Genomic DNA, 23,693 nt, shown 5'->3' on the forward strand with positions numbered 1-23,693 from the left:
TTTTTCACCTTTTAGGCGATAATTTATCAATATCAGATGTTTTAGGTCTGGCTAATTTGCAAAAGTCTAGACTCGTTGGATTTATATTTGGCATTTTTGCATTTAGTAGGTTGAAAATTTCATTTTATACCGATCCGGCGATATTTTTGATATACAACAATGCTCTATTGAAGATCAACACCCACGATCGAAAAAGTAGTTAGGTAGTATATAGTACAGTGTAATCCTCTTATCAGATTGGTGATTTAGTGAGCTTAAGCAGTGCACGCTTTTCAGTGGCTCCTGGATCAGGCTCAACACCCGAGCTTTAATACGCAGACATTTTAGCAGCACCCCTCGACCTCACGCCGCATTTGCGGTTCGTGCTTGAATTCTATTGATCTATCTGTAACGAAAACTGTAATCTATGAAAAACAATTCTACGACGTTGATGTTGGCAAGAAGTTTTCTGCTAATGTTATTCATTAAGTGCGTCTCTGTTTTCCCTGCAAGTGCCCAGGACCGAATTATCAAAGGGAAGGTGACTTCGGAGGAGGACAAGAGCGGTATTCCGGGCGTAAATATTGTGGTCAAAGGAGCGACAACTGGCACCATTTCCGACGGCGATGGCAATTACTCCCTTGGAGTACCAGCGAGCGCTGAAACCCTGGTTTTTTCTTTTATTGGCCTTGAAACCCAGGAAGTTGCCATCGGCTCGCAGTCGGTTATCGATTTAGCGATGAGCTCAGATGTAAAGCAGCTTACGGAGGTAGTTGTAACTGCCTTTGGTATGGAGCGTAACAAAGCAGCGCTGGGCTATTCCATACAAAGTGTGGGAGGGGATATTGTTAGCAAAGTACCCAACCAAAACGTTGTGAATAACCTTTCGGGCAGGGTGGCTGGCTTGCAAGTGTCGGGAAACAGCGTGCCTGGAGGTAGTCCGGAGTTTATCATTCGTGGCTTTTCGTCTGTCAGCGGCAACAACCAACCGTTAGTTGTTATTGATGGAGTGCCCATTCAACAAACATCGAATAGTACATCGACAGAAAGAACAAATAACCAAAGATTTGGAGGCGGTCTTTCGGAAATCGACCCGAACAACATTGCCGAGATCAGCTTATTGAAAGGGCCAAATGCAGCGGCACTTTATGGGGCACGAGCTGCTAATGGTGTTATTCTTGTTACGACGAAGAGCGGAAAGAACAACAAAGGTATTGGCGTTGATGCCAATTTTAGTACCACCTTCGAAAACCCTTTGGTAAAGCCAAAGTTCCAAAACACCTATGGCGGAGGCTTCGGATACAGATCATGGTACGCCGATGGGTGGAGCGGTACTGTGGATGGCTTCAAGGGCACCCGTGGTACAGATGAAAGCTGGGGTGCGCCTTTGGACGGCAGACTTGTTCGGCAGTGGTGGACGGGTACAGAAACTGCTCCACTTGTAGCGCAGCCAGACAACTGGGAACAGTGGTGGGAAACCGGCAGAACCACGGTTAGCACGGTGGCCATCTCAGGAGGAAACGACAACGGAAACTTTCGTCTTGCCATTGGTAGAACCGATCAGGATGGCATTGTCCACAATAATAATTTCTGGAGAAATAACTTCAGGCTGAATTCAACCTATAAGTTCACTGATAAACTGTCGATCACAACGATTGGCGAGTATATTAAATCAGGATCTGATAACAGGAACTTCCTGAGTAATCAAACTTTCATTTGGCACCACAGGGATGTTGACTATGATAAACTTCGCAATTATAAGGACTATGAAGATGTACATATCCAGAGAGCGGGCAATACCGAGCCGCCTAACTGGCAGCACACCTATTTCACCAATCCTTACTTCATCGAAGAGGTGCTTGTGCGGCCCAATGAAAAAGACCGGTTTCTTGGCAATGTCGCAATGAACTATGAGTTCAACGAGTGGCTGAGTTTGATGGTACGGTCGGGCACGGATGTTTGGACTGATACAAGATTGAACATCATAGCCTACGAAAGAACGAGAAATTCATTTGGCAGAGGTTCTTATAGCGAAGAGGTGCTAAGAAGGCAGGAAACTAACTCTGACTTTATATTTACGCTCAATAAAGATTTGACCCCCGACCTGAAACTGACGGCACAAGCCGGAGGTGTTTCAAGGGTCAATTATTATAAACGCAACTATTCAGAGGTTCAGCAGCTCACCATCGACAAGGTGTACAACCTTGGAAATAATGCCTCTCCCAATATCGACGCCAGTGCGGTAGAAGAATCCCAGGTAAATAGTTTGTTCGGGTCGTTTCAGATTGGATACAACAACTACCTGTTTCTTGATGTAACAGGCAGAAATGATTGGTCAAGCACCTTGCCAGCCTCTAATAATTCCTTCTTTTACCCTTCTGTGTCATTGAGTGGTGTTGTTACTGAAATGCTGGGGATAAAGAACTCAGTGCTTTCATTTGGAAAAGTAAGAGCAAGCTGGGCGCAGGTGGGCAACGATGCTGACCCTTATTTATTACAACAGGTGTTTAGTCCTACAGGCCTGTGGGATGGGGCTATCCCGAAATTTGCGGAAAGCAAGGAGATTGCTAACTCTAGCCTCAAGCCAGAAATTACCACGGGAATTGAGCTGGGTGCCGACTTACGCTTTCTTTCCGGCAGGATTGGTCTGGATCTCACCTATTATAATCAAACCACCCGGGATCAGATTCTTGGTGTAGATATCTCAAGAGCTTCCGGATATACCCGCCGAGTCTTGAATGCAGGAGAGATTCAAAACAAAGGCGTGGAGGTTCAACTCAATGGAACACTGGTACAAATTGCCAACAGCCTGAGATGGGATATAGGGGTTAACTTTTCAAAAAACAGAAACGAAGTCGTTGCTCTGGCCGATGGGCTTACCTCTCTGACTTTATGGTCTGAAAGAGGCGCTTCACTGGAGGCACGTGTCGGCGAGCCTTATGGCAACCTTTATGGTAACAAGTTTGCCAGGGCCGATGACGGGCAGTTGCTCTATAAAAATGGCTACCCTTATAACCTCGCCGGACAGCATGTGATAGGCAATATTACGCCTGATTGGCTGGCTGGAGTGTCTAATACATTCAGCTATAAAGGTGTCGCCCTCAGTGTGCTTTTCGACATGAAGAAAGGTGGGGCACTTTACGACATGGGGGTGAGCTTGCAAAGGGTGACTGGTGTGCTGGAAGAAACCGGCGTTGGTCGTGAGGAAGGTGTGATTGGTGCTGGTGTCAAAAACATGGGGACTGAGGAAAGCCCACAGTATGTCAACAACGACGTGGTGGTTCCTGCTCGTAACTTCTACGGGTACTACAGCGGTCGCCAGTATCATGAGGCTGCTGTTTTTGATGGGACTTATGTGAAGCTTAGAGAGGCATCGTTGTCCTATACCCTGCCTGCAAAATGGATGAGCAATAACTTCCTTCAGTCGGTTTCAGTGTCTGTGGTAGGCCGCAATCTTGCTATCCTTTTCAAAAACACGGTTCATGCTGATCCTGAAATTAGCAGTGCAAGCCTGGGCTATAGCTACGGTCAGCTGCCCAGCACAAGAAGCATGGGTTTCAGCGTAAATGTTAAATTCTAAATAGCCATACAATGAAGAAATATATATCAATTACACTGAGTGCTGTGGTGCTGATACTGGCTTCATGCACAGGAGATTTTGAAGAGCTAAACACAAACCCCAACCGGCCTGTAAGTGTAGGTGCGCAGTTTTTGTTGCCGCAGGCATTGCAAACTACCATCGATAACTACTGGGGAAATAAGACCAGAAACCAAAGGCTCAACTTTGATCATGCGATGTCGTGGGTAGGGTATATTTCCCGTAATATTTATGAAAATGAGGGAGACAATTACAATGTGCAACCCTCGGTAAACATATCCAACTGGGAGGTTTTCTATACAGACGGGCTTATCAATTTTCAGAAGATTGTTGAAATAGCGGGGCCCGATGGCGATAAGTACAATCCCAATTACATGGGAATTGGGATTGGTATGAAGGCGTGGATATTTTCTATGTTAACGGATGTATGGGGCGCCATTCCCTATTCCGAGGCAGCAAGAGGTACAGATGCAGAGGCAATTTTCTCTCCGTCTTATGACTCCCAGGAAACAGTGTACGCCGGCATTATTGCCGACCTTGAGGAAGCTAATAGCCTACTTGACGCTTCAGGGCCAAGTGTTTCCGGGGATATCCTTTTCAATGGAAATATCCTTATGTGGAAGAAGTTTTTTAATTCCCTTCGCTTTCGACTGTTGAACAGGCAAGCGCATATTGTGGCCGGTTCGGGGGCAATAATGCAAGCAATGCTTAATGATCCGGCCACCTATCCGATGATGGAAAGCAATGCTGAAATGGCTGCCTTGACTTATGGATCACGTCCGACCAACAACCCCTGGCATGATATACTCATCCTTCAGGGCAGAACCGACTGGAATATGAGCAGCACACTTGTTGACAAAATGGGCGAAATGGGAGACCCAAGGCTGTCAGTTTTTGCGACGCCGGGAGAGTTTGCTGAGGGTGAGATTTTGGGAACGCCCAATGGACTTCCGGGCTCAGTTGGCTCAAATTACCTGGGTTATAGTGCGATCATTAATCCAGATAATTTTGCTCAGGAAACGTCGTCGGTTATCCTGATGAGCTATGCCGAACTGCTGTTTTTGAAGGCAGAAGCCGCTTTGGAGGGGGACATCACGGGAGACCCTCAGATGTATTTTGATCAGGCTGTTCAAGCTTCATTTGACCAGTATGATACAACCATGCCGACGGGATTTGTTGCGTCTTTAGGCCCTGTTTCAAAGGAAAATATTATCACTCAAAAGTGGGTGGCACTATTTGGTCAGGGTATAGAGGCATGGACTGAGCTGAGACGCACAGGTTTTCCAGTGCTTCCTGCGGCCGATCCAAGGGCTTTGTTTCAAAACGACGGTGTGCTTCCTACAAGGTTAGTGTATCCTTCCACTGAGTATTCACTAAATGGGACAAATGTTGAAGCCGGTGCAGCACTCAATGGTGGCCCCGACGACATGAAGACAGCTCTCTGGTGGGTGGAATAATCCGACGTAAAAAAATGATGATAACTAAATCAAGCGTAGAAAAGATGAAAAAGATATATAAAGTTGCTCAAATCTTTGTGGCGGCACTTGTTTTTGCAGCCTGTGAAAAGGAGGATGAACTCATTTTGCCAAGGGTAGCGTCGCCAGTGCTGTTGGTGACCGAGGACGGAACGGACAATGTGATGGCGTATTTTTATGAGCTTGACAAGTCCGGTATTTTGAATCAGTCAGTTGGGATTGATACGATTCCGGTTGCCGGGTTGTCGATTGAAGTTTTTGCTGCCGGAGTAGCTTTGGGGAACTTTGAAACGGGAACTGACGGAGCCATTTCTATAGACTTTACAGATACTAAGCCAAATGAATACGCTGGAGAATATAAAGGAATCGCCTTTAGAATCTTCAAATAGCAAAAAAAGGAACTTGTAAACTTTAGCATCCGGGAACCCATGAGTGAAAGCTCATGGGTTTTTTTCTGTTTTATTCCTTTTACTGCATATAGAAGTATATTTTTGAAGCTGCATTAGAAAGATGATTTTGTAGAGGCCTAAAGAGTAATGAAGAATTTAACGGTAGTGAAAGTTGGTGGTGGGGTACTGGAAAATGAGGAGTCTTCCAGCCAATTTCTTAAAGCATTTGCAGCGCTGGAGGGGAATAAACTGTTAGTACATGGTGGAGGAAGGCTAGCCGATCAGTATCTTCTTAAGCTCGGTCTCAAGCCAAACATGGTGAATGGCAGACGGGTAACTGATAAAGATACGCTTGAAGTGGTGACTATGGTGTATGGTGGCCTGGTGAACAAACAGTTAGTTGCCAATCTACAGAGCCGGAAGGTAAACGCTATGGGGCTCACGGGTGCTGACGGCAACCTGATAGTGAGCGCAAAGCGCCCTTCTGATAATGGGGTTGACTGGGGCTTTGTCGGTGATCCTTTAAAGGTGAATGCCGATTTGCTGCATAGACTCATAGAGCAAGGCACCGTGCCAGTGATTGCGCCACTCACTCACGATGGGAAGGGGACATTGCTTAACACCAACGCCGATACCATGGCAACGGTGGTGTCGGTGGCTTTGGCGAGGCATTATGAAGTGACCCTCATCTTTGCCTTTGATAAGGCCGGAGTGCTCACCGATGTGGACGATGACAATTCTGTGGTTGAAAAGATAGATGAAGCGGGCTTTGCTGAAATGAAAGCCTCCGGACAAATACATTCGGGAATGATACCCAAGCTTGAAAGCGCTTTCGAGGCCCTGAATGAAGGAATAAGGAAGATACGAATTGTGGGCTTCGCTAATATTTCAAATGAAAAAGCGGGCACCACGCTCCAGCTAGAAAAATAGAATAAATGACAGTAAAAGAGTTGACCGAAGGGTCAGTCCAGCTATTGAAAGACCTCATTGCTATTCAGTCTTTTAGCCGAGAGGAAGACCGGACTGGTGATGCTATTCAGAATTTTTTTGAGGAGCATGGAGTGCCTGTACAAAGGGTACAGAATAATATCATTGTAAAGAATATGCATTTTGAGCCTGGTAAACCTGCGATCTTGCTCAACTCTCACCATGATACCGTCAAACCCAACAAGGGTTATACCAGAGATCCATTTCTAGCTCATGTGGAAGAAGGCAAACTTTTCGGACTGGGCAGCAACGATGCTGGTGGCCCCTTGGTCTCGCTTATGGCTGCTTTTTTGCATTTTTATTACAAAACCGATCTGGCTTACAATATTTATCTGGTAGCGTCGGCAGAGGAGGAGGTGTCGGGCAAGGAGGGGATAGAAATTGCCTTGCCGGTGCTGGAAAATGTGGAAGTAGGGGTAGTGGGCGAACCCACGGGCATGAATATGGCAGTGGCCGAAAAGGGACTGATGGTGTTAGACTGTGAGGCCAAAGGTGTGGCCGGTCATGCTGCAAGAGACATTGGAGAAAATGCTATTTACAAGGCGATAAAAGATATTGAATGGATCAGAGCTCAGAAGCTGCCCAAGACTTCGCAATGGCTTGGGCCCGTGAAGATGTCGGTGACCGTAATCAATGCCGGGTCGCAGCATAACGTGATCCCCGATTCCTGCAAGTTTGTGGTGGATGTGAGGGTCAACGATTGTTATACTTTGCCTGAGATAGTTGACTTTATAAAACAGGGCGTTAGTTCAGAAGTGGTTCCCAGGTCGATGAGGATGAATCCATCGACTATTCCCGTTGAGCACCCACTTGTTTTGGCCGCTAAAAACCAAAACATCCATTTATTTGGCTCTGATACCACGTCAGATCAGGCGCTCATGCCATTTAGTACCGTAAAAATGGGGCCTGGACTGTCAGAGCGTTCCCATACTGCCGACGAGTTTATCTACCTTTCGGAAATAGAAGAGGGGATAAAAATATACATTCGTCTTCTGGAAGAAGTGTTAACCAAACCAACGCCTGCTTGAACAGGTGTTTTATTGTACGAAATGAAACTTTGGGATAAGAATATAACCACGAACCAGGCGGTGCATCAGTTCACTGTCGGCAACGATCAGGTGCTGGACATGCAGCTGGCAGCTTTCGATATTTATGGCAACATGGCCCACAGCAGGATGTTGCAGTCTATTGGTATACTTACCGAAGACGAGTCGAGAGAACTGCACAAAGGGCTATTAAAACTACTGGCTGAAGTGAAAGGGGGCAATTTCTCCATTGCACCCGACACTGAAGACATCCATTCTGAAGTCGAATTTCGGCTCACTGAAATGCTCGGCGATCTTGGTAAAAAGATTCACACAGGTCGCTCCAGAAACGACCAGGTGCTGGTGGACTTGAAAATGTATGTGAGAGCTGAAATTGAGGAGATTGTCCGGCTTATTGAACAGCTGGTCAGGCTTCTGGGTGAAAAAAGCGACGCATACAAAGAAGTGCTTCTGCCGGGCTACACGCATTTCCAGGTGGCTATGCCATCTTCAGTGGGGTTGTGGCTTGGAGCTTATGCGGAGTCTCTTACGGACGATCTCGAATTATTATTGGGGGCCTACAAGCAGGCTAACAAAAATCCGCTCGGTTCTGGTGCGGGTTATGGCTCTTCTTTTCCTTTGGATAGAGACCTTACGACGGAGCTTTTGGGTTTCGATGCGCCCAATGTGAACGTGGTTTATGCACAAATGACCCGTGGCAAGCTTGAGCGTTCTACGCTCTATTCACTGGCAGGGGTGGCGCAGTCGCTTGCCAAGCTGGCTTATGACAACTGCCTGTACATGAGCCAAAACTATGGCTTTCTGTCTTACCCGGATGAACTAACAACCGGCTCCAGTATCATGCCCCACAAGAAGAACCCTGATGTGTGGGAGCTGATCCGGGCCAAATGCAACGAAGTGTCAGCAACACCAACCGTGGTTCAGCAGGTGACGGGGAACCTGCCCTCAGGTTACCACCGTGACTTTCAGGTGCTGAAAGAGTACCTGATGCCATCCATTCAAAAAGTGAAAGACTGCCTGGCGATGACGCACCTTATGGTGTCGAATGTGAAAGTCAAAACGGATCTGGTAGCCAAGCCGGAGTACGATTACCTGTTCACGGTGGAAAAGGTAAATGAATTGGTGCAAGCTGGTGTGCCGTTTCGGGAGGCCTATCGTGAGGTGGCCAAAGAAATAGGTGCCGGCACCTACAAGCCCAACCGGAACATTAAGCACACTCACCTGGGGTCAGTCGGCAGTTTAGGGAACGAAAGAATAAAGGTCATGATGGAGGAGCGGGTGGCTGCTTTCAACTTTGGTAAAGTTCATTCGGCATTGGACTCCCTTAAGAAGGGGCAGTAGTCTCTGGTGCATATGTTCATCGGCGCATTATCAGCTTAGCGGAAACCTTTCAATAGTTCATGGTACTTTAACAGAAAGTAAGTACAATGAAGTCGATAGGTTTATTTCTTCTTTTTTCTCTTCCCCTCTTTTCAGCTGGCTACGCTCAAAATGCCATGGTAAGTGAGTACCGGGATTTGAGACCGTTTAGCGCCATTTATGCCAGGGGAGGCATTGATGTGTATATCAAACAGAATGACTCTACTACCACACTTGTTGAGGGCACCTTGCAGGAGATGAAATACCTTATGACAGAGGTTGTTGAGGATGTTTTGTATATCTACTATTCAGACAAAAGGCTGAAAGATGGACGAAACCGCAAGGGCCGGGTGTATATTACTATTCCAACTATAGCCGGAATAAAGAGCAGAGGAGGCTCTGACGTGTATGGCGAAGGTATCTTTAAATTGGATGAGATAGAACTCATAGCCACCGGAGGAAGTGATATTCGAATGGCAGTAGCAGCAAAGAAGCTTGTTGCCAACTCTTCAGGTGGAGCCGATATTATTCTCAGTGGAGAAACCGATTTCTTCAAGGCTGAGGCATCTGGTGGCAGCGACATCAACGCTCATGATTTGAAGGTAAAAAGGGCGGAGCTCCAAGCCGGAGGCGGAGCCGATATTCACATATCTTTCGTAGAAGAGTTGTCAGCAGAAGTTCACGGTGGTGCTGATATTTCTTACAGAGGGACACCTGACAAAGTGTATGTGGTGCAGAAGGGCGGCGGGGATGTGAAGAGAAGGAATTGAGACTTTTTACCTTTTACCCTATCTTCTTAGTTGCTTGATCTTTATGTTGGCGGCCGAATCCTCAATCAGCGTCGTCAGTCTTTTCAGTCGTGTGACTTCCTGTTTGGCACTAATCACCCACCAAATAGCAGGTTTTTTATAAGAAGGAATCATTTTGCCGAAATTGCGCCACGCTGTTTTATTAGCTCTGAATATGCGTTCATAGTCTTTGCCAAGGGTAACCTTCTTTTCCCTAAAGGAATAAAGATCTGACATTTTATCTTCCCTCATCCTGAATATTTCAAGGCCTGCCGGGAGCATGAGTCCCAGTTTTGTGAGCTCGTCAACCTTCTCGATATTCACCGGACTCCAGATGCTTTTTGGCCTGCGGGGTGTGAAACGAATGGAGTAGCTCTCTTCGTCTATCGACCTCCTTATGCCATCTATCCAGCCAAAGCAAAGCGCCTGATCGACCGACTCGGGCCAGGTAATGCTCGGCTTGCCTGATGCTTTCTTGTAAAAACCCACCAGAAGTTCAGTTTCCTGTTGGTGGTTTTTTTCGAGCCATTTTCGAAAATCCGATGGGGTTGGGAAAAAGGTGGGTGACATTTACATACTTTATGTGGTGATGCAATTTAGCGATACCGATCAATCAAATAAAGTCATGGGAGAATGCACCCGGCATCCCGTAAGATTGTTGTTGTTACACAGCCCTCATTCTGTTGTTTCTCGGGTTGTGCTCAACTTCAGCCAATCCAAGAGCTTCCATCAAAGGCGGCAGGTACATGCCAAATCGCCCCCTCAATCCTTTTTTTAACCCATACCACCCGCCGACAGGGTTTTCAGAAGACCTGCCCCACGCTTCAACTGTGCCGTCTTTGGCAGGTTTTTGCTCATCGGCCGAGCCTAAGTCCATCCAGTCGCCGTGCTTCCTGAGCATTTCATGGAGATCTTTGATGCACCTGAAATCATAGTGCAATACAGTTTTTCCGACTGTGCACACAAGAATTGCCTTACCGTCCTTTACGTCTTTGTACATTTCGTAGTCGGAGGTCAAAGGTGGCGTCTTCAGCTTCCAGGGGCTTTCTTTGGTGCCTTGATCAGTAGTCATAGTAGGTCATTTTATGGTTGAGATAATTTCTGCTTCTTTCTTTAGATCTGCCGCATATTGTTCGAACGATTCCTTAAAGTCGGGAATGCTTTTCGCTGCCAGAGGAAACATCAGCCCGCTCAAGGTCTCCTCCATGGTGAAGTTGATACTTCCGTCGCCCGTGGGGGAGAGAAGATAAGTGCGTGTGCCTTTAAAGAATGGAGCCATTCCATCGGTCCATGTCATTTTTCTTTCAGGATCAAAGCCTTTCACCTTTAGTTTAAAAGTACGTTTTGGGTCAAGCGTCGACTTCAATTCTACCTTCCCACCTTCTTTGATTTCGCCGTGCATCGAAACAATGGTGGAATTCCATCGGGGGAAGTCGCCGGCATTGGTGAGCAAAGCCCAGATAATTTCTTTGGAAGCCAGGATATTGATACTCACACAAGTTGTCCGTTTAAAGGTGCGGGAAGTTGTTATTGCAGTTCCGTTTTGTGCATGCAATTGAAGTGCTGATGTAGCCATCATAAATAGAATTGTTTTGGTAAGATGCGTCATTCGTGTTTGTTTGCTTTTGGACGAATGAGCATGTCAAAACGATAGGCTGCATATCAGGTTTCTTTCAGATAATTATCCATAACTTTTTTATTGTGCTGTAAATGAAGGAGTTGTAACTCAGAGGCGCCAGAGTTAAATGGATAAAGATCTTGCAAAATTTTCGTTCTCATGTCGAAAAGCTCTTCTTTGCCTTTGCTTTGAGCCATACGGGCCATGTCAATCTTCATCACCTCTTCCTGTGCTTTTTGCTTCGGGTTGAAAATACCATTCAACTCTGTACACTGGTGGCAAGCCCCTTCTTTGTTAATGAGTGCGCACTTTTTATCAAAAATGGAAATCATTTTACTGCGGGCCGCATGCAGGTAGTATTTGGCCATGGCCTCCGACACCGAGAGAATCTCTGCGACTTCCTGTGCTTTAAACTGATATACTTCCTTCAGCAGCAGGGCAAGTTGTTGCTCTATAGGGAGTGACTTGCCTATACATGTAAAGCAAAAGGCAATGTGCTCTTTGATTTCGAAGTTGCCTTGCTGCGAGGTCATTCTTACCTGCATCATGTTTTGCAGAAAGTCTCTGTTTCCAAGTGCAGCCTCCCTGCAAATGTCTGTGACTGTCTCAGGCCATCGTTTTTTGGATCTCAGCTGGTCTTTGGCCAGGTTGCTGGCAATAGCGAAAAGCCACGTTTTAATACTGGATTTCCCTTCGAAAGAGGACAGCTTCTGATGCGCTTTGATATAGGTTTCCTGCACCAGGTCTTCTGTGTCCTCTTCACTGGCAGTCATTCTCAAAAGAAACGATTTCAGCTTTGGTCTTTCTTTTTCAAACTCACTGGTTAACTGCGGCTCCGTGTACATGGTGTATGGCTTGAGGATGTTTTATAAAACTATAAACAACTCAGATTCCTCAATAACTTATGGCACAGAAAGCAAAGGAATTTTCTTGTCGGGGCGGGGAGCTTTAGATGCTGCCTATGAGGACGGGCGCAATGATGGTAGAGGATCATCCTCCGTTTTGAGGAGGATGATGGGCTACCGCTAGAGGTTTATCGATTATTTCACCAACTTAACGTTGATGGCATTTGCTCCTTTTGGAGTCATTTCAGTTTCGAAAGTGACTTTATTGTCTTCTTTAATCGGCTCCATTAAGCCTTTGGCATGGACAAAAACACTTTGTTGAGATTCCAGGTCTTTGATAAATCCGTATCCTTTCGATTCATTGAAGAATGTGACGATGCCTGTTCTGGTGGGGTCTATAGGCTCGTTGGAATGTTTGGGAACTCCAATTTCTATATCGCCAGCTTTAGTGACTTTCTTTTTCTTTGGGTCGGGTGGGGTGGAAGTAAAATTGCCATCTTCATCGATATACATTAGCATATCTTCCAGGCTCTGGCCTTTAGATGAGTTGGCTTTTCTTTCTTCTTTCTTTTCTTCTTTTTCCTTCCTCTTCTTTAACTTTTTCTTTTCTTTCTCTTTCTTGTTAAACGTTTCTTGCGATTTACCCATTATAAGTATTTTGGTTTTAGTTGAAATTACCTGAAACAACCCGAGCGGCGATTTTCGGCGTTTTGCAACTCGAATGTAGATCGCAGCGAAAGAAGAAGAGCCCGGGAAAGCAATCCAGCAACCACAGATGTGTGGCTTTTGCAAAGGTAGTGATAAAAGAAATGAACCCCGCCTAATTGGCAGGGTTTATCTGTAGACTGGTTAAGATGCCGCTTACGACTCCGATTTGAGGGTCCTGGCGGGGTTGATGGCAGTCAGCCGGAATACCTGCGTTAACACGATGAAGATTGAAATGATAAGGCAGCAAACAGCAGAAATGGCCACCACCTCAACACTCAGATCGATGTGTAAAGGATAGTCAGAAAGCCAGTTGTCGGTAAACCAATATACCGCTGGCCCTGCGATGAGAACTGCCACGGCAAACAATTTGGCAAAGTCTGAAGATAGCATGTAGGTGAGCTGGAAAACCGAGGCGCCAAGAACTTTTCGAATACTTATTTCCTTGGTTCTGCTTTCAGCCAGGAAGATAATGAGACCAAATACTCCGCAGAGGGCAATGATGATAGCAACGGCCGTGAATGCACTTACGACCCGGAAGAATTGCTGCTCAGATGCGTAGGTCCTGGCGAAAGCATCGTCAACAAAGGCCATCTCGAAAGGATCGGTAGAAAATTCTTTCCAGGTAGTTTCTAGCTGTTCCATAAGCCCAGGTAAATTTCCCGTCGTTACCCTCATCAACACATTGTCGGGGCTCACCCTGTAACCCGGCCCGTAGACCATGTAGGCCACAGGAGCAATGGTACTGTGAAGCGATGTGTAATGATGATCTTCAACCACGCCGATTATTTTTCTGTTTTTGCCGCCAATCTCCACCACCTCATTGAGAGCTGATATTTTACCCATGAAATCCCTGGCTTTTTCATTGATGACTACCGACCTGCCTGAATCGGCCTCGAAGGGCAACGTAAAGGTAGCGCCTTCGGTCAGGTGAAGGCCAACGACATCGAAATAGTCTTTGTCGACCCCCACAATGTCGATGCCCCTTTCTGTGTCAGGCTCGGCTCCCTGCCAGTAAAATCCCCAGGTGTTTTGCATTCTTGCAGGCAGGGGCTCTCCTGAGGTTGCCGCCTTGTAAACACCCGGGATATTTTTGAACGATTCCTTGAGTACATCTATTCTTTGCTGCAGACCACGGTCATTCACCGCCACGTTGATCAATTGCTTCTGATCAAACCCCAGGTCGAACGTCTTCATGAATTGAAACTGAAGGTAAACAACAACACTGCCCGTTATAAGGAAAATAGTGATACAATACTGAATAGTGATCAAGACCTTTCTTGGCAGGCTGCTTGTTTTGCCTGAGCTATGCCCGCTGAGAGCAGCCACTGGCGAATACCTTGTGAGCACAAAAGCAGGGTAGAACCCGGAAAGGGCTCCAATGGTTACTATGCCAATTGCCGACCAAATCACTTCCCTCAACCCAAAAACAGAGGCCGATAGTTGTAGACTCATCCAGGTGTTGAGCATCGGAAGCGCTATTATGATCAGGGCAATGGCAAATGTCGATGCCACCAATGTATAAAAAACCGATTCAACGAGAATCTGGGCAATCAAGTCTGCACGCCCGGCGCCGATGGTTTTTCTTAACCCAATCTCTTTGGCGGTGGAGAGTGCCCTGGCCGTGGAAAGATTCACGTAGTTGAGCACAGCGATGAGTAAGATGAAAAAACCTATGGTGGAGAAAATGATGATATTGCCAATGTCTCCGGCGAGCTCATTTCCACCCATATTTTTGCTATGAAGATAGACGTCCTGCATCGGCTGAAAATCCATCCCGAGTCTCTCCACCATGTCTTTGCCAAGGTATTTCTCAATAATAGCCGGTGTCTGCTCCCTGATGCCCGAATGTGCCAAATCAGGAATGAGGGCATAGGTTCTCACCCAGCTAAACCCCCAATGAGAGGCCAGGGAGGCGTACATTTTCTCAGCAACGGCCATCGAGCCAAGTCCCGAAAACTGAATGTGTGAGTGCTGCGGGGGATCAGCCACCACGCCCGTAACCTTCATGTTCAACTCTTCATTGCTGTCATAGATCTTCACTTTTACGACTTTATTCAATGGGTTGTCCACACCAAACAGCTTTTGGCTCAGGTCTTGCGTAATCACGAGCCCGCTGGGGTCTGATAGAGCTGTTTTTGGGTCGCCATGGATCAGTTTGAACGAAAAGAGGTCAAAGAAAGTAGAATCTGTCCAGTAGAAATCCTCGACAAGTATTGGATCGATATCACCAATTTTCACCGGATCGCTTCCCATACTACAGACTTTGACTCCGGGAAACTCAGTGCTGAGCACTTTGCCAAATTGAGAGGAGAGTGCGGCCGTGGGAGGGTCGACGGGGTCGGTTCTCAACACCCGGTAGAGCTCGTCTTTTTTCTCATGAAACTGATCATAACTAGTCTCATTTTTAACGTACAGGCCTATGTAGAACACCGAAGCAATGCCAAAAAAAAGGCTGAGTAGGTTGACGGCTGTGAATACCCTGTGCCGGAGTGAGTGACGAAAGGCAACTTTGAAATGATTGATGAGCATAATGTTCGTGTTTAGTCCTTTGAGTTTTTTTATCCGATAAAGCCTGACTGACCCCAGTACGCCAAAAATGAAAAGCTGAGCTGCTTTTCGTTTGCCATATTGGGCCAGGTTTCTATCGTAGAGCTCGCATAAGTCCCCTTCGAGCTCGTCGATGAAACGAGCGGAACAGTACCAGCGCAGTAGTTTCACTGCCCACCGTGGCGGGGTATTATTCATAGTTGAGTTTTAAGTTGGGCAACAGACTCCAGAGCTTCTCTCTTTGTTCTTTCACTTCAGCTAAACTTCGCTGACCAGCCGTAGTTACTTTGTAAAGCCTCTTTTTTCTGCCGCCACGCTCTTGCGTTGCTCCACCAAAGTAGGACTCGACAAAGCCTTTTTCTTCTAATCTGTAAAGAGCGGTGTGTACGGTGCTTACTGTCACCTTGCGATCAATATTCTTTTCAATTTCATCCATCACAGTGATGCCATAAGCATCACCATTCAAAATCGCCACTGTTAATAATACGAGTTCCTCAAACTCACCCAGGTATGTTCCTTTCATATTTCAATCGTAAATGTAAACTAAATAAAATGATTAGGTTCTTAAATGTCAATGAAATAAGAGTAAAGTTTATTGACCCATTGTTCTTGCCATGTTTAGGTTTAGAAAAAATAGCTTTCATATGTAGCGGAACTTTCGCTATACTAGTTGTAAAATTCATCGTTATGAAAAGGCTTTCCGTTTGTTTGTTGCTTCTTATTTCTGCTTTCTCATTAAAAGCCCAATCCCTCAAAGCCCTTGTGGGTGGCACACTCATTGATGGTTTTGGAGGCACGCCCATACAAAACAGCGTCATCATAATAGAGGGCGAGAAGATCAAAGCCGTTGGAACGGTGGGCAGCCTCAGTATACCAGCTGGTGCCGAGGTCATCTCGACTGAAGGCATGAGCGTGTTGCCTGGCCTATGGGACATGCATGTGCATTTAATGATCAATGGACACTCGGATTATGCTTATTGGGACAAGACATACCCTCCATTATTCAAAGATGTGATCATGCCAGCCTCTGCTCACCAACTGCTGATGGCGGGTGTTACAAGTGCCAGAGACCTGGGAGGCCCGCTTGAAGAAAGCCTTGCAGTTCGGGATGCGATTAACAGCGGAAAAATTACCGGGCCCACCATGTATATGTCAGGCCCATTTTTGCAGCATGCACCCTATCCCGGAACGGAGCAGTTTCGTTGGGGGGTGAGCGGAGAGAAGGATGCGAGGGAGAAGGTGCAGAAGCTGGCCAAGGCAGGTGTGGACTGCATTAAGCTAATAGACCAGGATCAGATGACTTTTGCAGAAGTAAAGGCGATTGTGGATGAGGCGCACAAGCACAATTTGACTGTGGTAGCCCATTCGCACCGTCCGGAGGAAATAAGGATAGGCCTGAAAGCTGGGGTTGATTGCTTTGAGCACACCGGGCTCTCTTCAGCGCCTGAATATCCGGCCGACATTATGGAAGCGCTTAAAGAACGAACCGCCAATATGAGCGCCGGGCCGCTATTTTGGACGCCGACCATCGAAGGCCTTTGGAATTATGAGTACTTGCGTGACCACCCTGAAAAGCTTGACAACGACTCCTGGCACCTTGGTCTTCCCGATACGGTTATTGCTGACATCAAGGCGTCGATTGAATACCCTGGTCGGCTTCCGTACTTTCAGTTGACTCCGATTAGGAAGCCAACTTTGGAGAAAAAGTTCAGACAACTACAGGAAGCAGGAGTGGTAATGTTGGTAGGCACGGATAGCGGCATTCCTATGAAATTTCATAGCCAAAGCACCTGGAACGAGCTCGATATCTGGGTAAGGGAGTTGGGGGTTGATCCGCTGCTGGCAATCAAAGGAGCCACCTACTGGCCGTCAGTCATTATGGGGGTTGACAAGCAGGTGGGCACAGTAAGCGAAGGAAAGTACGCCGATATCATTGCCGTTAAAGGCGATGTGCTAAAGTATATCAACTTGCTTCAGGACGTTGACTTGGTAGTGAAGAAGGGGCAAAGGGTGAAGTAGCTTCAGCCAGCCAAACTCAGGTAGGTACTTATAGATTCCTCTTTCAAAGGCTTGTTGATATAACCCAATACCTCAAAGCTTTTTGCCTTCTCAAGGTCTCTGGGGTTATCGGATGACGAAAGCATCACCACCCTCATTGAGTCTTTTATTTTGAGATTTGTATTGCGTATCTCTTCCAGAAACTCGAAGCCATTCATTACAGGCATTCTTATATCTAGAAGAATCAGATTAGATTTTCTTTTTGAAAGGCCTTCATTTTTTAGGTAGTCCAATGCCTCTTTGCCATTTTTAAAGGGAATTATTTCTATTTCAGGGTCAATTTTTCTAATCAAAGAAATGCTAAGGAAGTTGCTTATTTCGTCATCGTCGACCAGGATTATTCTGTTAAAAGGCATCGTTGAAAGGTTTAAAATTTGACTGTGAAAGTTGTTCCCTTATTCTCTTCACTAGCGACACTAATATTACCACCTCTTTTTTCTACCAGCCGCTTGACCATAAAAAGTCCTATACCGCTGCCTTCGACATGGTCGTGGAACCGGGAAAAAATGGAGAACAGCTTGTCCTTGTTTTGATTGAGGTCTATTCCAAGGCCATTATCCTCCACTGAGAGATAGGTGTGATTTTCTTTAGAAAACGTTCTTAGTTGTATTTCAAGATCTCTTTCTGTCGATCGGTATTTTAATGCGTTGGTGACTAAATTGTACATAATACTTTTTAGTGTTGTGTGTGAAAAGTGAATCGAGTCGATAGCGAAATCTCGTATGATCTGCGGTTTGGCAGTTGCCACCATGTTCACGTTTTCCTCTAACACTTCCGCTAGCACCTTATCGAAAGACACCTCGCCAACATCTTGTTCTTCAGTTCGCTGTATCTTGACAACGGAGGAGATCTGATCAATCGTGTACCTGACTTTCGATACTGATTGTTCTATTTTTTGAAAAACCTCATCCGCTAGATCTTTTTTGTCTGTGCTCTTCAACATGGCTACAAGCCCCTCGATATTATTGATTGGCGACTTAAGGTCGTGGGAAGCGGCGTAGACGAAATTATCCAAATCTGAATTAATTTCTCGTAGCTTTTTATTAGACTCCTGTAGCTCGTCGGTTCTCGTCAATACAGTAGCTTCAAGCTCATCAGTCGTTTTTAACTGGAGGGCTTCTGGTAGCACTTTAACTAAACCAATTACGGCAACCCATGAGATAATTCCGGTAATAAAGAGAATAACCCCGCTGAGATGATAGGCGGGAAACCAGAACAGCGCTGCGTCAACAAAATGTGTGGCACCACATGCTAGAATAAATAAGATGAAGAGCCAGAATATTTGGACAAAGGGCAAGTTATTTTTTCTCTTTCGAATGAAATAGAACAAAATGAAGGGGATGGTAAAATAGGCGAGGCCGATAGACAGGTCGGAAAGTATATAAAACCATCCGTGAAGTGAAGTCCACTCGCCACAAACCCACCTCGGAGGCCATTTGTTTGTAGTCAATAGTCCAAAGAAATCATCTTCCATAATTTTTGTCTTTTTAAAGAATAAAATAACAGCGCAAGATTAATGAAGTACTGTTAACGGGAATACAAAGAGGTTCCTTAAGGCGCAATGATGATAAGTGATTAAATCTTTATTTTCAATTTAATCATTACCAAAAGACAAATAAATGCCGGAGTCAACTTTATTTGCTCGACATGACAGTAAAGTGCCGACGAGGAAACGAACCCTGGTAATTTTTAGCGCCACTCCTTACCTTTTTAATTTTTCGTGCACTGTAGATTCACTATATTTCGATTCACAGATTGATTCGAGTGAATCTTAAGTTTTTTCTTGAACTACAAAACCAAAAAAGCATGAATACCATTAAAGGCCCTGCCATTTTTCTGGCGCAGTTCATGGGCGATACGGCACCCTTCAACAACCTGGAAAGCATTTGCAAATGGGCAGCCAAGCTCGGCTACAAGGGCGTTCAGATTCCTACCTGGGATCCTCGCTGTATTGATCTTAAAAAATGTGCAGAGAGCAAAACTTACGCCGACGAGTTAAAAGGGAAGGTAAAAGCCTGTGGAGTTGAAATTACTGAGCTTTCAACGCATTTGCAGGGCCAGCTTGTGGCTGTGCACCCTGCTTATGATATTATGTTTGACGGGTTTGCTCCGGCTGAATACCATGGAAACCCAAAGGCAAGACAGGAATGGGCAGTGCAGCAAGTGAAGTGGGCAGCCAAGGCATCACAAAACCTGGGGATCAATGTTCACGCTACATTTTCGGGTGCTCTTGCCTGGCCTTACCTATACCCATGGCCTCAGCGTCCTGCTGGCCTGGTAGAGGCAGCTTTCAAAGAGTTGGCTAACAGATGGAAACCCATTTTGAACTACTTCGATGAGTGTGGAGTAGACGTTTGCTACGAAATTCACCCCGGAGAGGATCTTCACGACGGGGTAACGTATGAGATGTTTCTGGAAGCCACCGGCAATCACTCAAGGGCCAATTTGCTTTACGATCCCAGTCACTTTGTGTTGCAGCACCTCGACTACATCCAATACATCGATTTTTATCACGAACGTATCAAGATGTTCCATGTGAAGGACGCTGAATTTAACCCAACAGGAAAGCAGGGGGTATACAGCGGATTTCAGTCGTGGATCAATCGTGCTGGCAGGTTCCGCTCTCTGGGCGACGGCCAGGTAGATTTCAGCTCTATTTTCACCAAGCTTTCGCAGTACGGCTTCGACGGTTGGGCCGTGATGGAATGGGAGTGCTGTATCAAAAGCCCTGAGCAGGGAGCCGAAGAGGGGGCGCCTTTCATTCAGAGCCATATCATCAGAGTAACTGAAAAGGCGTTTGATGATTTTGCCTCATCTGGCATGGACGACGAGACCAATAAAAAGATACTTGGTATCAAGTAGTCTATGACGTTACTACCAGTAACCTCCATCGGTTTTTAAAGATCATTTGCAAGGGATGCTAAGACATTCCTTGCATTTTTTTGTTTATAAAGTAGCGTACAGATCTATTGGGGGCTGTGACATTAATCTGACTAAGCTGATGAATAAATAACCATGGGAGATTTTACAGAAGTCCATTCAGGTGGAAGAAGGAAATTTATTCAAACATCAGGCTTGGCGCTGGCGGGGTTGGCGTTGCTTCCCAGCTGCTCGCCATCTGGCCCGGGTAGAAGATACGGGCTACAGCTGTATACGGTAAGAGAGAAGTTGTCGGCAGATTTGGAGGGTACACTTAAGTCAGTGGCAAAAATAGGCTACAAAGACCTTGAGATTTTCGGTTATGCTGATGGTAAAATCTTTGGAGTAAATCCTTCGGAGTTGAGGAAGATGGTGGAAGACCTTGGGATGAAACTGGTGAGTGGCCATTACCTGACAGGTAATTTTAATGCTCCCTGGCAAGGCACGTTATCGAACGGGTGGGAAAAGGCAGTGGAAGATGCCAATGTTATGGGCCTTAAGTACATGGTCAACGCATTTCTGTTTCCCGAAGAGAGACAGTCAATTGATGACTATAAGAAGTTGACGGACTTGCTGAACGTTTCAGCCAAAGTGGCAAAAAATGCAGGCATCCAATTTGGCTACCATAATCATGATTTTGAATTCCTGGAACTGGAAGGCCAGCTTCCTATGTATGTTATTATGGATGGAACGGACGACGACCTGGTTGTTGCCGAGTTGGATCTTTACTGGGCAGCAAGGGTCGGCCATAGCCCGATGCATTTTTTCAAAAGATACCCAAAAAGAACGGCCTTGTGGCACGTGAAGGATATGGCTGACTCTGATGATAAAGAATTTACCGAAGTGGGTAACGGCGTGATAGACTTTAAAGCTATTTTCGAAAAGTCCATGTTGTCCGGAATGAAATACTTTTTTGTAGAGCAGGATGTGTGTCAGCGACCTCCTGTCGAAAGTATAGCAATAAGCTACAAGAACTTAATGAAGTGGGGGATTTGAAGACTTTGAACAAGACGATGAAGGGTTGGCTTGGTATTGCACTGCTGGTAATGAGTGTCAGCACGGCTGTTTCCGCAAGGCAGCTGACCCAAACAGTTAGAGGAACGGTTGTAGACAACACAACAAAAGAGCCACTGATAGGGGCTTCGGTAGCGCTTCTTCCGTTGGCAAGTGGTGTGGGCACGTCAACAAATGAGTGGGGCGAGTTTGAGATAAATGACGTGCCAGTCGGTCGGCAGTCCATACAAATTACCTACACAGGGTATAAGTCCCATATTGTAAGAGAGCTACTCGTAGTGTCGGGAAAGCAGAATGTGGTGCATGTGGCATTGGAACAGTCGCCCCTGGAATTGGAAGAGGTGAAGGTATCTGCAGCTTCGGATAACCAGGAGTTTGAACAAATGAGCAAGGTTGATATCACGGCCGAGCAGTTTCAACGCATTGCTGCCAACTACCTCGATCCGGCCAGGGTGGTAATGAGCAGTCCCTCTGTGGCGAATACCAACGACCAAAACAACGCTGTTTCTGTCCGGGGGAACTCACCCATTGCCAACACCTGGAGGTTGGAGGGCGTAGAGATTGTAAACCCCAATCACCTGGCCAATGCTGGAACAATAAGTGATCGCCCGACCCAAAATGGTGGTGGTGTGAACGTGCTGAGTACACAAATGCTCGACAAATCTTCTTTCCTGATGGGGTATATGCCGGCAGGATACGGCAATGCCATTGGTGGTATTTTTGACATGAACCTGCGGCGAGGGAATAACCAACAACGGGAGTACACCGCTCAGGCGAGTCTTATAGGTCTCGATTTCGCCGCAGAGGGGCCATTTAAAAAGGGTGGCTCGGCTTCCTACTTAGTGAATTACCGTTATTCGTTTACTGGCGTTCTTGCTTTAATGGGAGTCGACTTTGGAGGAGAAACGATCAAATTTCAAGACCTTTCGTTCAATGTGTCGCTGCCGGAAACGCCTATTGGCAAAGTAACGTTGTTTGGTGTAAACGGATGGAATAGTAATGTGTATCGGAGGCGAAAAGGGAGGGCCACTGTTGACAAAGAATTGTCGGACATCGACTATGCTTCATCTATTTATGCCTATGGTATCACGCAGGAGGCTACACTTGGAGGCAAAAACAGTTGGAGGAATGTTTTGGTGTATTCTTCAACGACAACCGAAAGAGACCAAATAACCCATGAATTGAATGACCCATCGCTCACTTTGTCTACTAAGGACAACGAACAGGTAGCAAAGCTATCTTTTGCTTCAAGCGTAATGACCAGATGGGGGGATCGTATAACCTCCAAGGCGGGCGTAAGGGGAACTACCTACCAGTGGGGTATTGACCGATTTGAATGGGATTCTTCCAATCTAACTTTTAATGGCATACCACAACCTGATTTTAACTTAGATATCAAAAGCTTGCTTCTGCAGCCATTTGTAAGTGGTAACTTTGCCATAGGCTCGAAAGTTGACCTTGATCTCGGTTTAAATTCCTCCTGGTTTGGTTACACCAAAGAGTTTTTGCTGGAACCCAGGGCTAACCTGGAAGTAAGAATGGCACCAAAGACATCCTTCTCCTTCAGAAGCGGTATTTATAGCCAGGTGCTATCACCCTATGCCTATTATACAGCCACCTCTTTTCCAGCGTCGGGACAGCCAGTCACTTTATCAGACCGGGGGAATCCAGGTCTTCGATATGTCAAATCCTGGTCGAGCGAAATCGGCTGGACTCAAAAGATAGGTAATTCTTCGACTTTAGGGGCGACTGCCTTTTACCAATCGTTATATGATCTCCCTAATTCATACGATGGCTACTATGACTATTTCAATTATATGAACTATGACGGTACTTATCCTCTTGACGTGCTTGCTTCAGGGGGAAGGGGAAGAGTATATGGAGTTAGTGTGGAGCATCGGCAGCAAATAGTGAATGGGTTTTACATTTGGTGGGGAGGCTCAATGTATCGTTCCGAGTACCAGGATTTATTTGGGAAATACAGGGCATCTAATTTTGATGGCAGGTACAGTCTAAATGCCACTTTTGGAAAGGAATGGATGGCAACGAAGAAAAATGGTATAGAAAGACTGTTTGGCGTTAATTCGAGAATGCTTTACCAGGGAAGTTTTCTACAGCAGGGGCCAGATGGAATAGGCGGAATTTTTTATGCAAACCGACTTGGTGACTATTTCAGAGTCGATATGCGGGTGCAGTGGACCAGATTCAAGAAAGGTCACACGCAAATGTTTGCTATCGATATTCAGAACTTGCTGAATGTTGACAACCCGGCATATTATTATTTTGATACAGTTCAAAACAGACAAGTGTTAAAATACCAACTAGGAATGATACCAGTATTAGTCTACAGAATAGATTTTTGA

20 protein-coding genes are annotated in these 23,693 nt (G+C 46.0%); 11 read left to right on the forward strand and 9 right to left on the reverse strand.

What is annotated here, in order from left to right:
* Positions 1 to 406: 406 nt before the first annotated feature.
* The 7 genes from GC130_RS21580 to GC130_RS21610 all read left to right on the forward strand — a co-directional run bounded on the left by GC130_RS21580 (position 407) and on the right by GC130_RS21610 (position 9,603).
* A complete protein-coding gene (locus tag GC130_RS21580; protein ID WP_226940569.1) occupies positions 407 to 3,559 on the forward strand; it encodes a SusC/RagA family TonB-linked outer membrane protein in 3,153 nt (1,050 codons plus the stop codon).
* Positions 3,560 to 3,570: 11 nt separating this feature from the next.
* A complete protein-coding gene (locus GC130_RS21585) occupies positions 3,571 to 5,034 on the forward strand; it encodes a SusD/RagB family nutrient-binding outer membrane lipoprotein (RefSeq protein WP_152000439.1) in 1,464 nt (487 codons plus the stop codon).
* A 44-nt stretch (positions 5,035 to 5,078) separates the two neighbouring features.
* Positions 5,079 to 5,441 (forward strand): hypothetical protein, encoded by a 363-nt coding sequence (locus GC130_RS21590; RefSeq protein WP_152000440.1) that lies wholly within the window; start codon positions 5,079 to 5,081, stop codon positions 5,439 to 5,441.
* A gap of 147 nt (positions 5,442 to 5,588) precedes the next feature.
* Positions 5,589 to 6,371, forward strand: coding sequence for an acetylglutamate kinase (argB, locus tag GC130_RS21595; RefSeq protein ID WP_152000441.1), 783 nt, complete (start codon positions 5,589 to 5,591; stop codon positions 6,369 to 6,371).
* 5 nt (positions 6,372 to 6,376) lie between these two features.
* The gene (locus tag GC130_RS21600) at positions 6,377 to 7,456 is read left to right on the forward strand and encodes a M20 family metallo-hydrolase (RefSeq protein WP_152000442.1); all 1,080 of its coding nucleotides are present in this window, start codon (positions 6,377 to 6,379) and stop codon (positions 7,454 to 7,456) included.
* A 21-nt stretch (positions 7,457 to 7,477) separates the two neighbouring features.
* A complete protein-coding gene (gene argH / locus GC130_RS21605; protein WP_152000443.1) occupies positions 7,478 to 8,815 on the forward strand; it encodes an argininosuccinate lyase in 1,338 nt (445 codons plus the stop codon).
* A gap of 86 nt (positions 8,816 to 8,901) precedes the next feature.
* Positions 8,902 to 9,603, forward strand: a complete 702-nt coding sequence (locus GC130_RS21610) for a head GIN domain-containing protein (RefSeq protein ID WP_152000444.1) — start codon at positions 8,902 to 8,904, stop codon at positions 9,601 to 9,603.
* Between the two features lie 18 nt (positions 9,604 to 9,621).
* On the opposite strand, the gene GC130_RS21615 is transcribed toward GC130_RS21610, so the two are convergent.
* The 7 genes from GC130_RS21615 to GC130_RS21645 all read right to left on the reverse strand — a co-directional run bounded on the left by GC130_RS21615 (position 9,622) and on the right by GC130_RS21645 (position 15,862).
* On the reverse strand, positions 9,622 to 10,191 hold the full coding sequence (locus GC130_RS21615; RefSeq protein ID WP_152000445.1) for a YdeI family protein: 570 nt from the start codon (positions 10,189 to 10,191) through the stop codon (positions 9,622 to 9,624).
* A gap of 94 nt (positions 10,192 to 10,285) precedes the next feature.
* The gene (locus GC130_RS21620) at positions 10,286 to 10,693 is read right to left on the reverse strand and encodes a DUF6855 family protein (RefSeq protein ID WP_152000446.1); all 408 of its coding nucleotides are present in this window, start codon (positions 10,691 to 10,693) and stop codon (positions 10,286 to 10,288) included.
* 6 nt (positions 10,694 to 10,699) lie between these two features.
* On the reverse strand, positions 10,700 to 11,200 hold the full coding sequence (locus GC130_RS21625; protein ID WP_201568393.1) for an SRPBCC domain-containing protein: 501 nt from the start codon (positions 11,198 to 11,200) through the stop codon (positions 10,700 to 10,702).
* A gap of 83 nt (positions 11,201 to 11,283) precedes the next feature.
* Entirely contained in the window at positions 11,284 to 12,084 is an 801-nt protein-coding gene (locus GC130_RS21630) for an RNA polymerase sigma factor (RefSeq protein ID WP_152000447.1), read from the reverse strand.
* A gap of 195 nt (positions 12,085 to 12,279) precedes the next feature.
* Entirely contained in the window at positions 12,280 to 12,732 is a 453-nt protein-coding gene (locus GC130_RS21635; protein WP_152000448.1) for a cold-shock protein, read from the reverse strand.
* A 213-nt stretch (positions 12,733 to 12,945) separates the two neighbouring features.
* The gene (locus GC130_RS21640) at positions 12,946 to 15,537 is read right to left on the reverse strand and encodes an ABC transporter permease (RefSeq protein ID WP_152000449.1); all 2,592 of its coding nucleotides are present in this window, start codon (positions 15,535 to 15,537) and stop codon (positions 12,946 to 12,948) included.
* Positions 15,530 to 15,862 (reverse strand): PadR family transcriptional regulator, encoded by a 333-nt coding sequence (locus tag GC130_RS21645; protein ID WP_152000450.1) that lies wholly within the window; start codon positions 15,860 to 15,862, stop codon positions 15,530 to 15,532. The genes GC130_RS21640 and GC130_RS21645 overlap by 8 nt, the downstream gene beginning before the upstream one ends.
* 164 nt (positions 15,863 to 16,026) lie before the next feature.
* Here GC130_RS21645 and GC130_RS21650 point away from each other — a divergent pair, with 164 nt between their 5' ends.
* Entirely contained in the window at positions 16,027 to 17,358 is a 1,332-nt protein-coding gene (locus GC130_RS21650; protein WP_152000451.1) for an amidohydrolase family protein, read from the forward strand.
* Positions 17,359 to 17,360: 2 nt separating this feature from the next.
* On the opposite strand, the gene GC130_RS21655 is transcribed toward GC130_RS21650, so the two are convergent.
* On the reverse strand, positions 17,361 to 17,753 hold the full coding sequence (locus tag GC130_RS21655; protein ID WP_152000452.1) for a response regulator: 393 nt from the start codon (positions 17,751 to 17,753) through the stop codon (positions 17,361 to 17,363).
* Positions 17,754 to 17,764: 11 nt separating this feature from the next.
* The gene (locus GC130_RS21660) at positions 17,765 to 18,871 is read right to left on the reverse strand and encodes an ATP-binding protein (protein ID WP_152000453.1); all 1,107 of its coding nucleotides are present in this window, start codon (positions 18,869 to 18,871) and stop codon (positions 17,765 to 17,767) included.
* A 332-nt stretch (positions 18,872 to 19,203) separates the two neighbouring features.
* Between GC130_RS21660 and GC130_RS21665 the strand changes: the two genes are divergently transcribed.
* The 3 genes from GC130_RS21665 to GC130_RS21675 all read left to right on the forward strand — a co-directional run bounded on the left by GC130_RS21665 (position 19,204) and on the right by GC130_RS21675 (position 23,693).
* The gene (locus GC130_RS21665; RefSeq protein ID WP_152000454.1) at positions 19,204 to 20,259 is read left to right on the forward strand and encodes a sugar phosphate isomerase/epimerase; all 1,056 of its coding nucleotides are present in this window, start codon (positions 19,204 to 19,206) and stop codon (positions 20,257 to 20,259) included.
* 153 nt (positions 20,260 to 20,412) lie between these two features.
* On the forward strand, positions 20,413 to 21,312 hold the full coding sequence (locus GC130_RS21670) for a sugar phosphate isomerase/epimerase (protein ID WP_152000455.1): 900 nt from the start codon (positions 20,413 to 20,415) through the stop codon (positions 21,310 to 21,312).
* Positions 21,309 to 23,693, forward strand: a complete 2,385-nt coding sequence (locus tag GC130_RS21675; protein WP_193217944.1) for a TonB-dependent receptor — start codon at positions 21,309 to 21,311, stop codon at positions 23,691 to 23,693. Before GC130_RS21670 ends, GC130_RS21675 begins: the two co-directional genes overlap by 4 nt.

This window comes from Imperialibacter sp. EC-SDR9, from assembly GCF_902498805.1.
GTDB lineage: Bacteria > Bacteroidota > Bacteroidia > Cytophagales > Cyclobacteriaceae > Imperialibacter.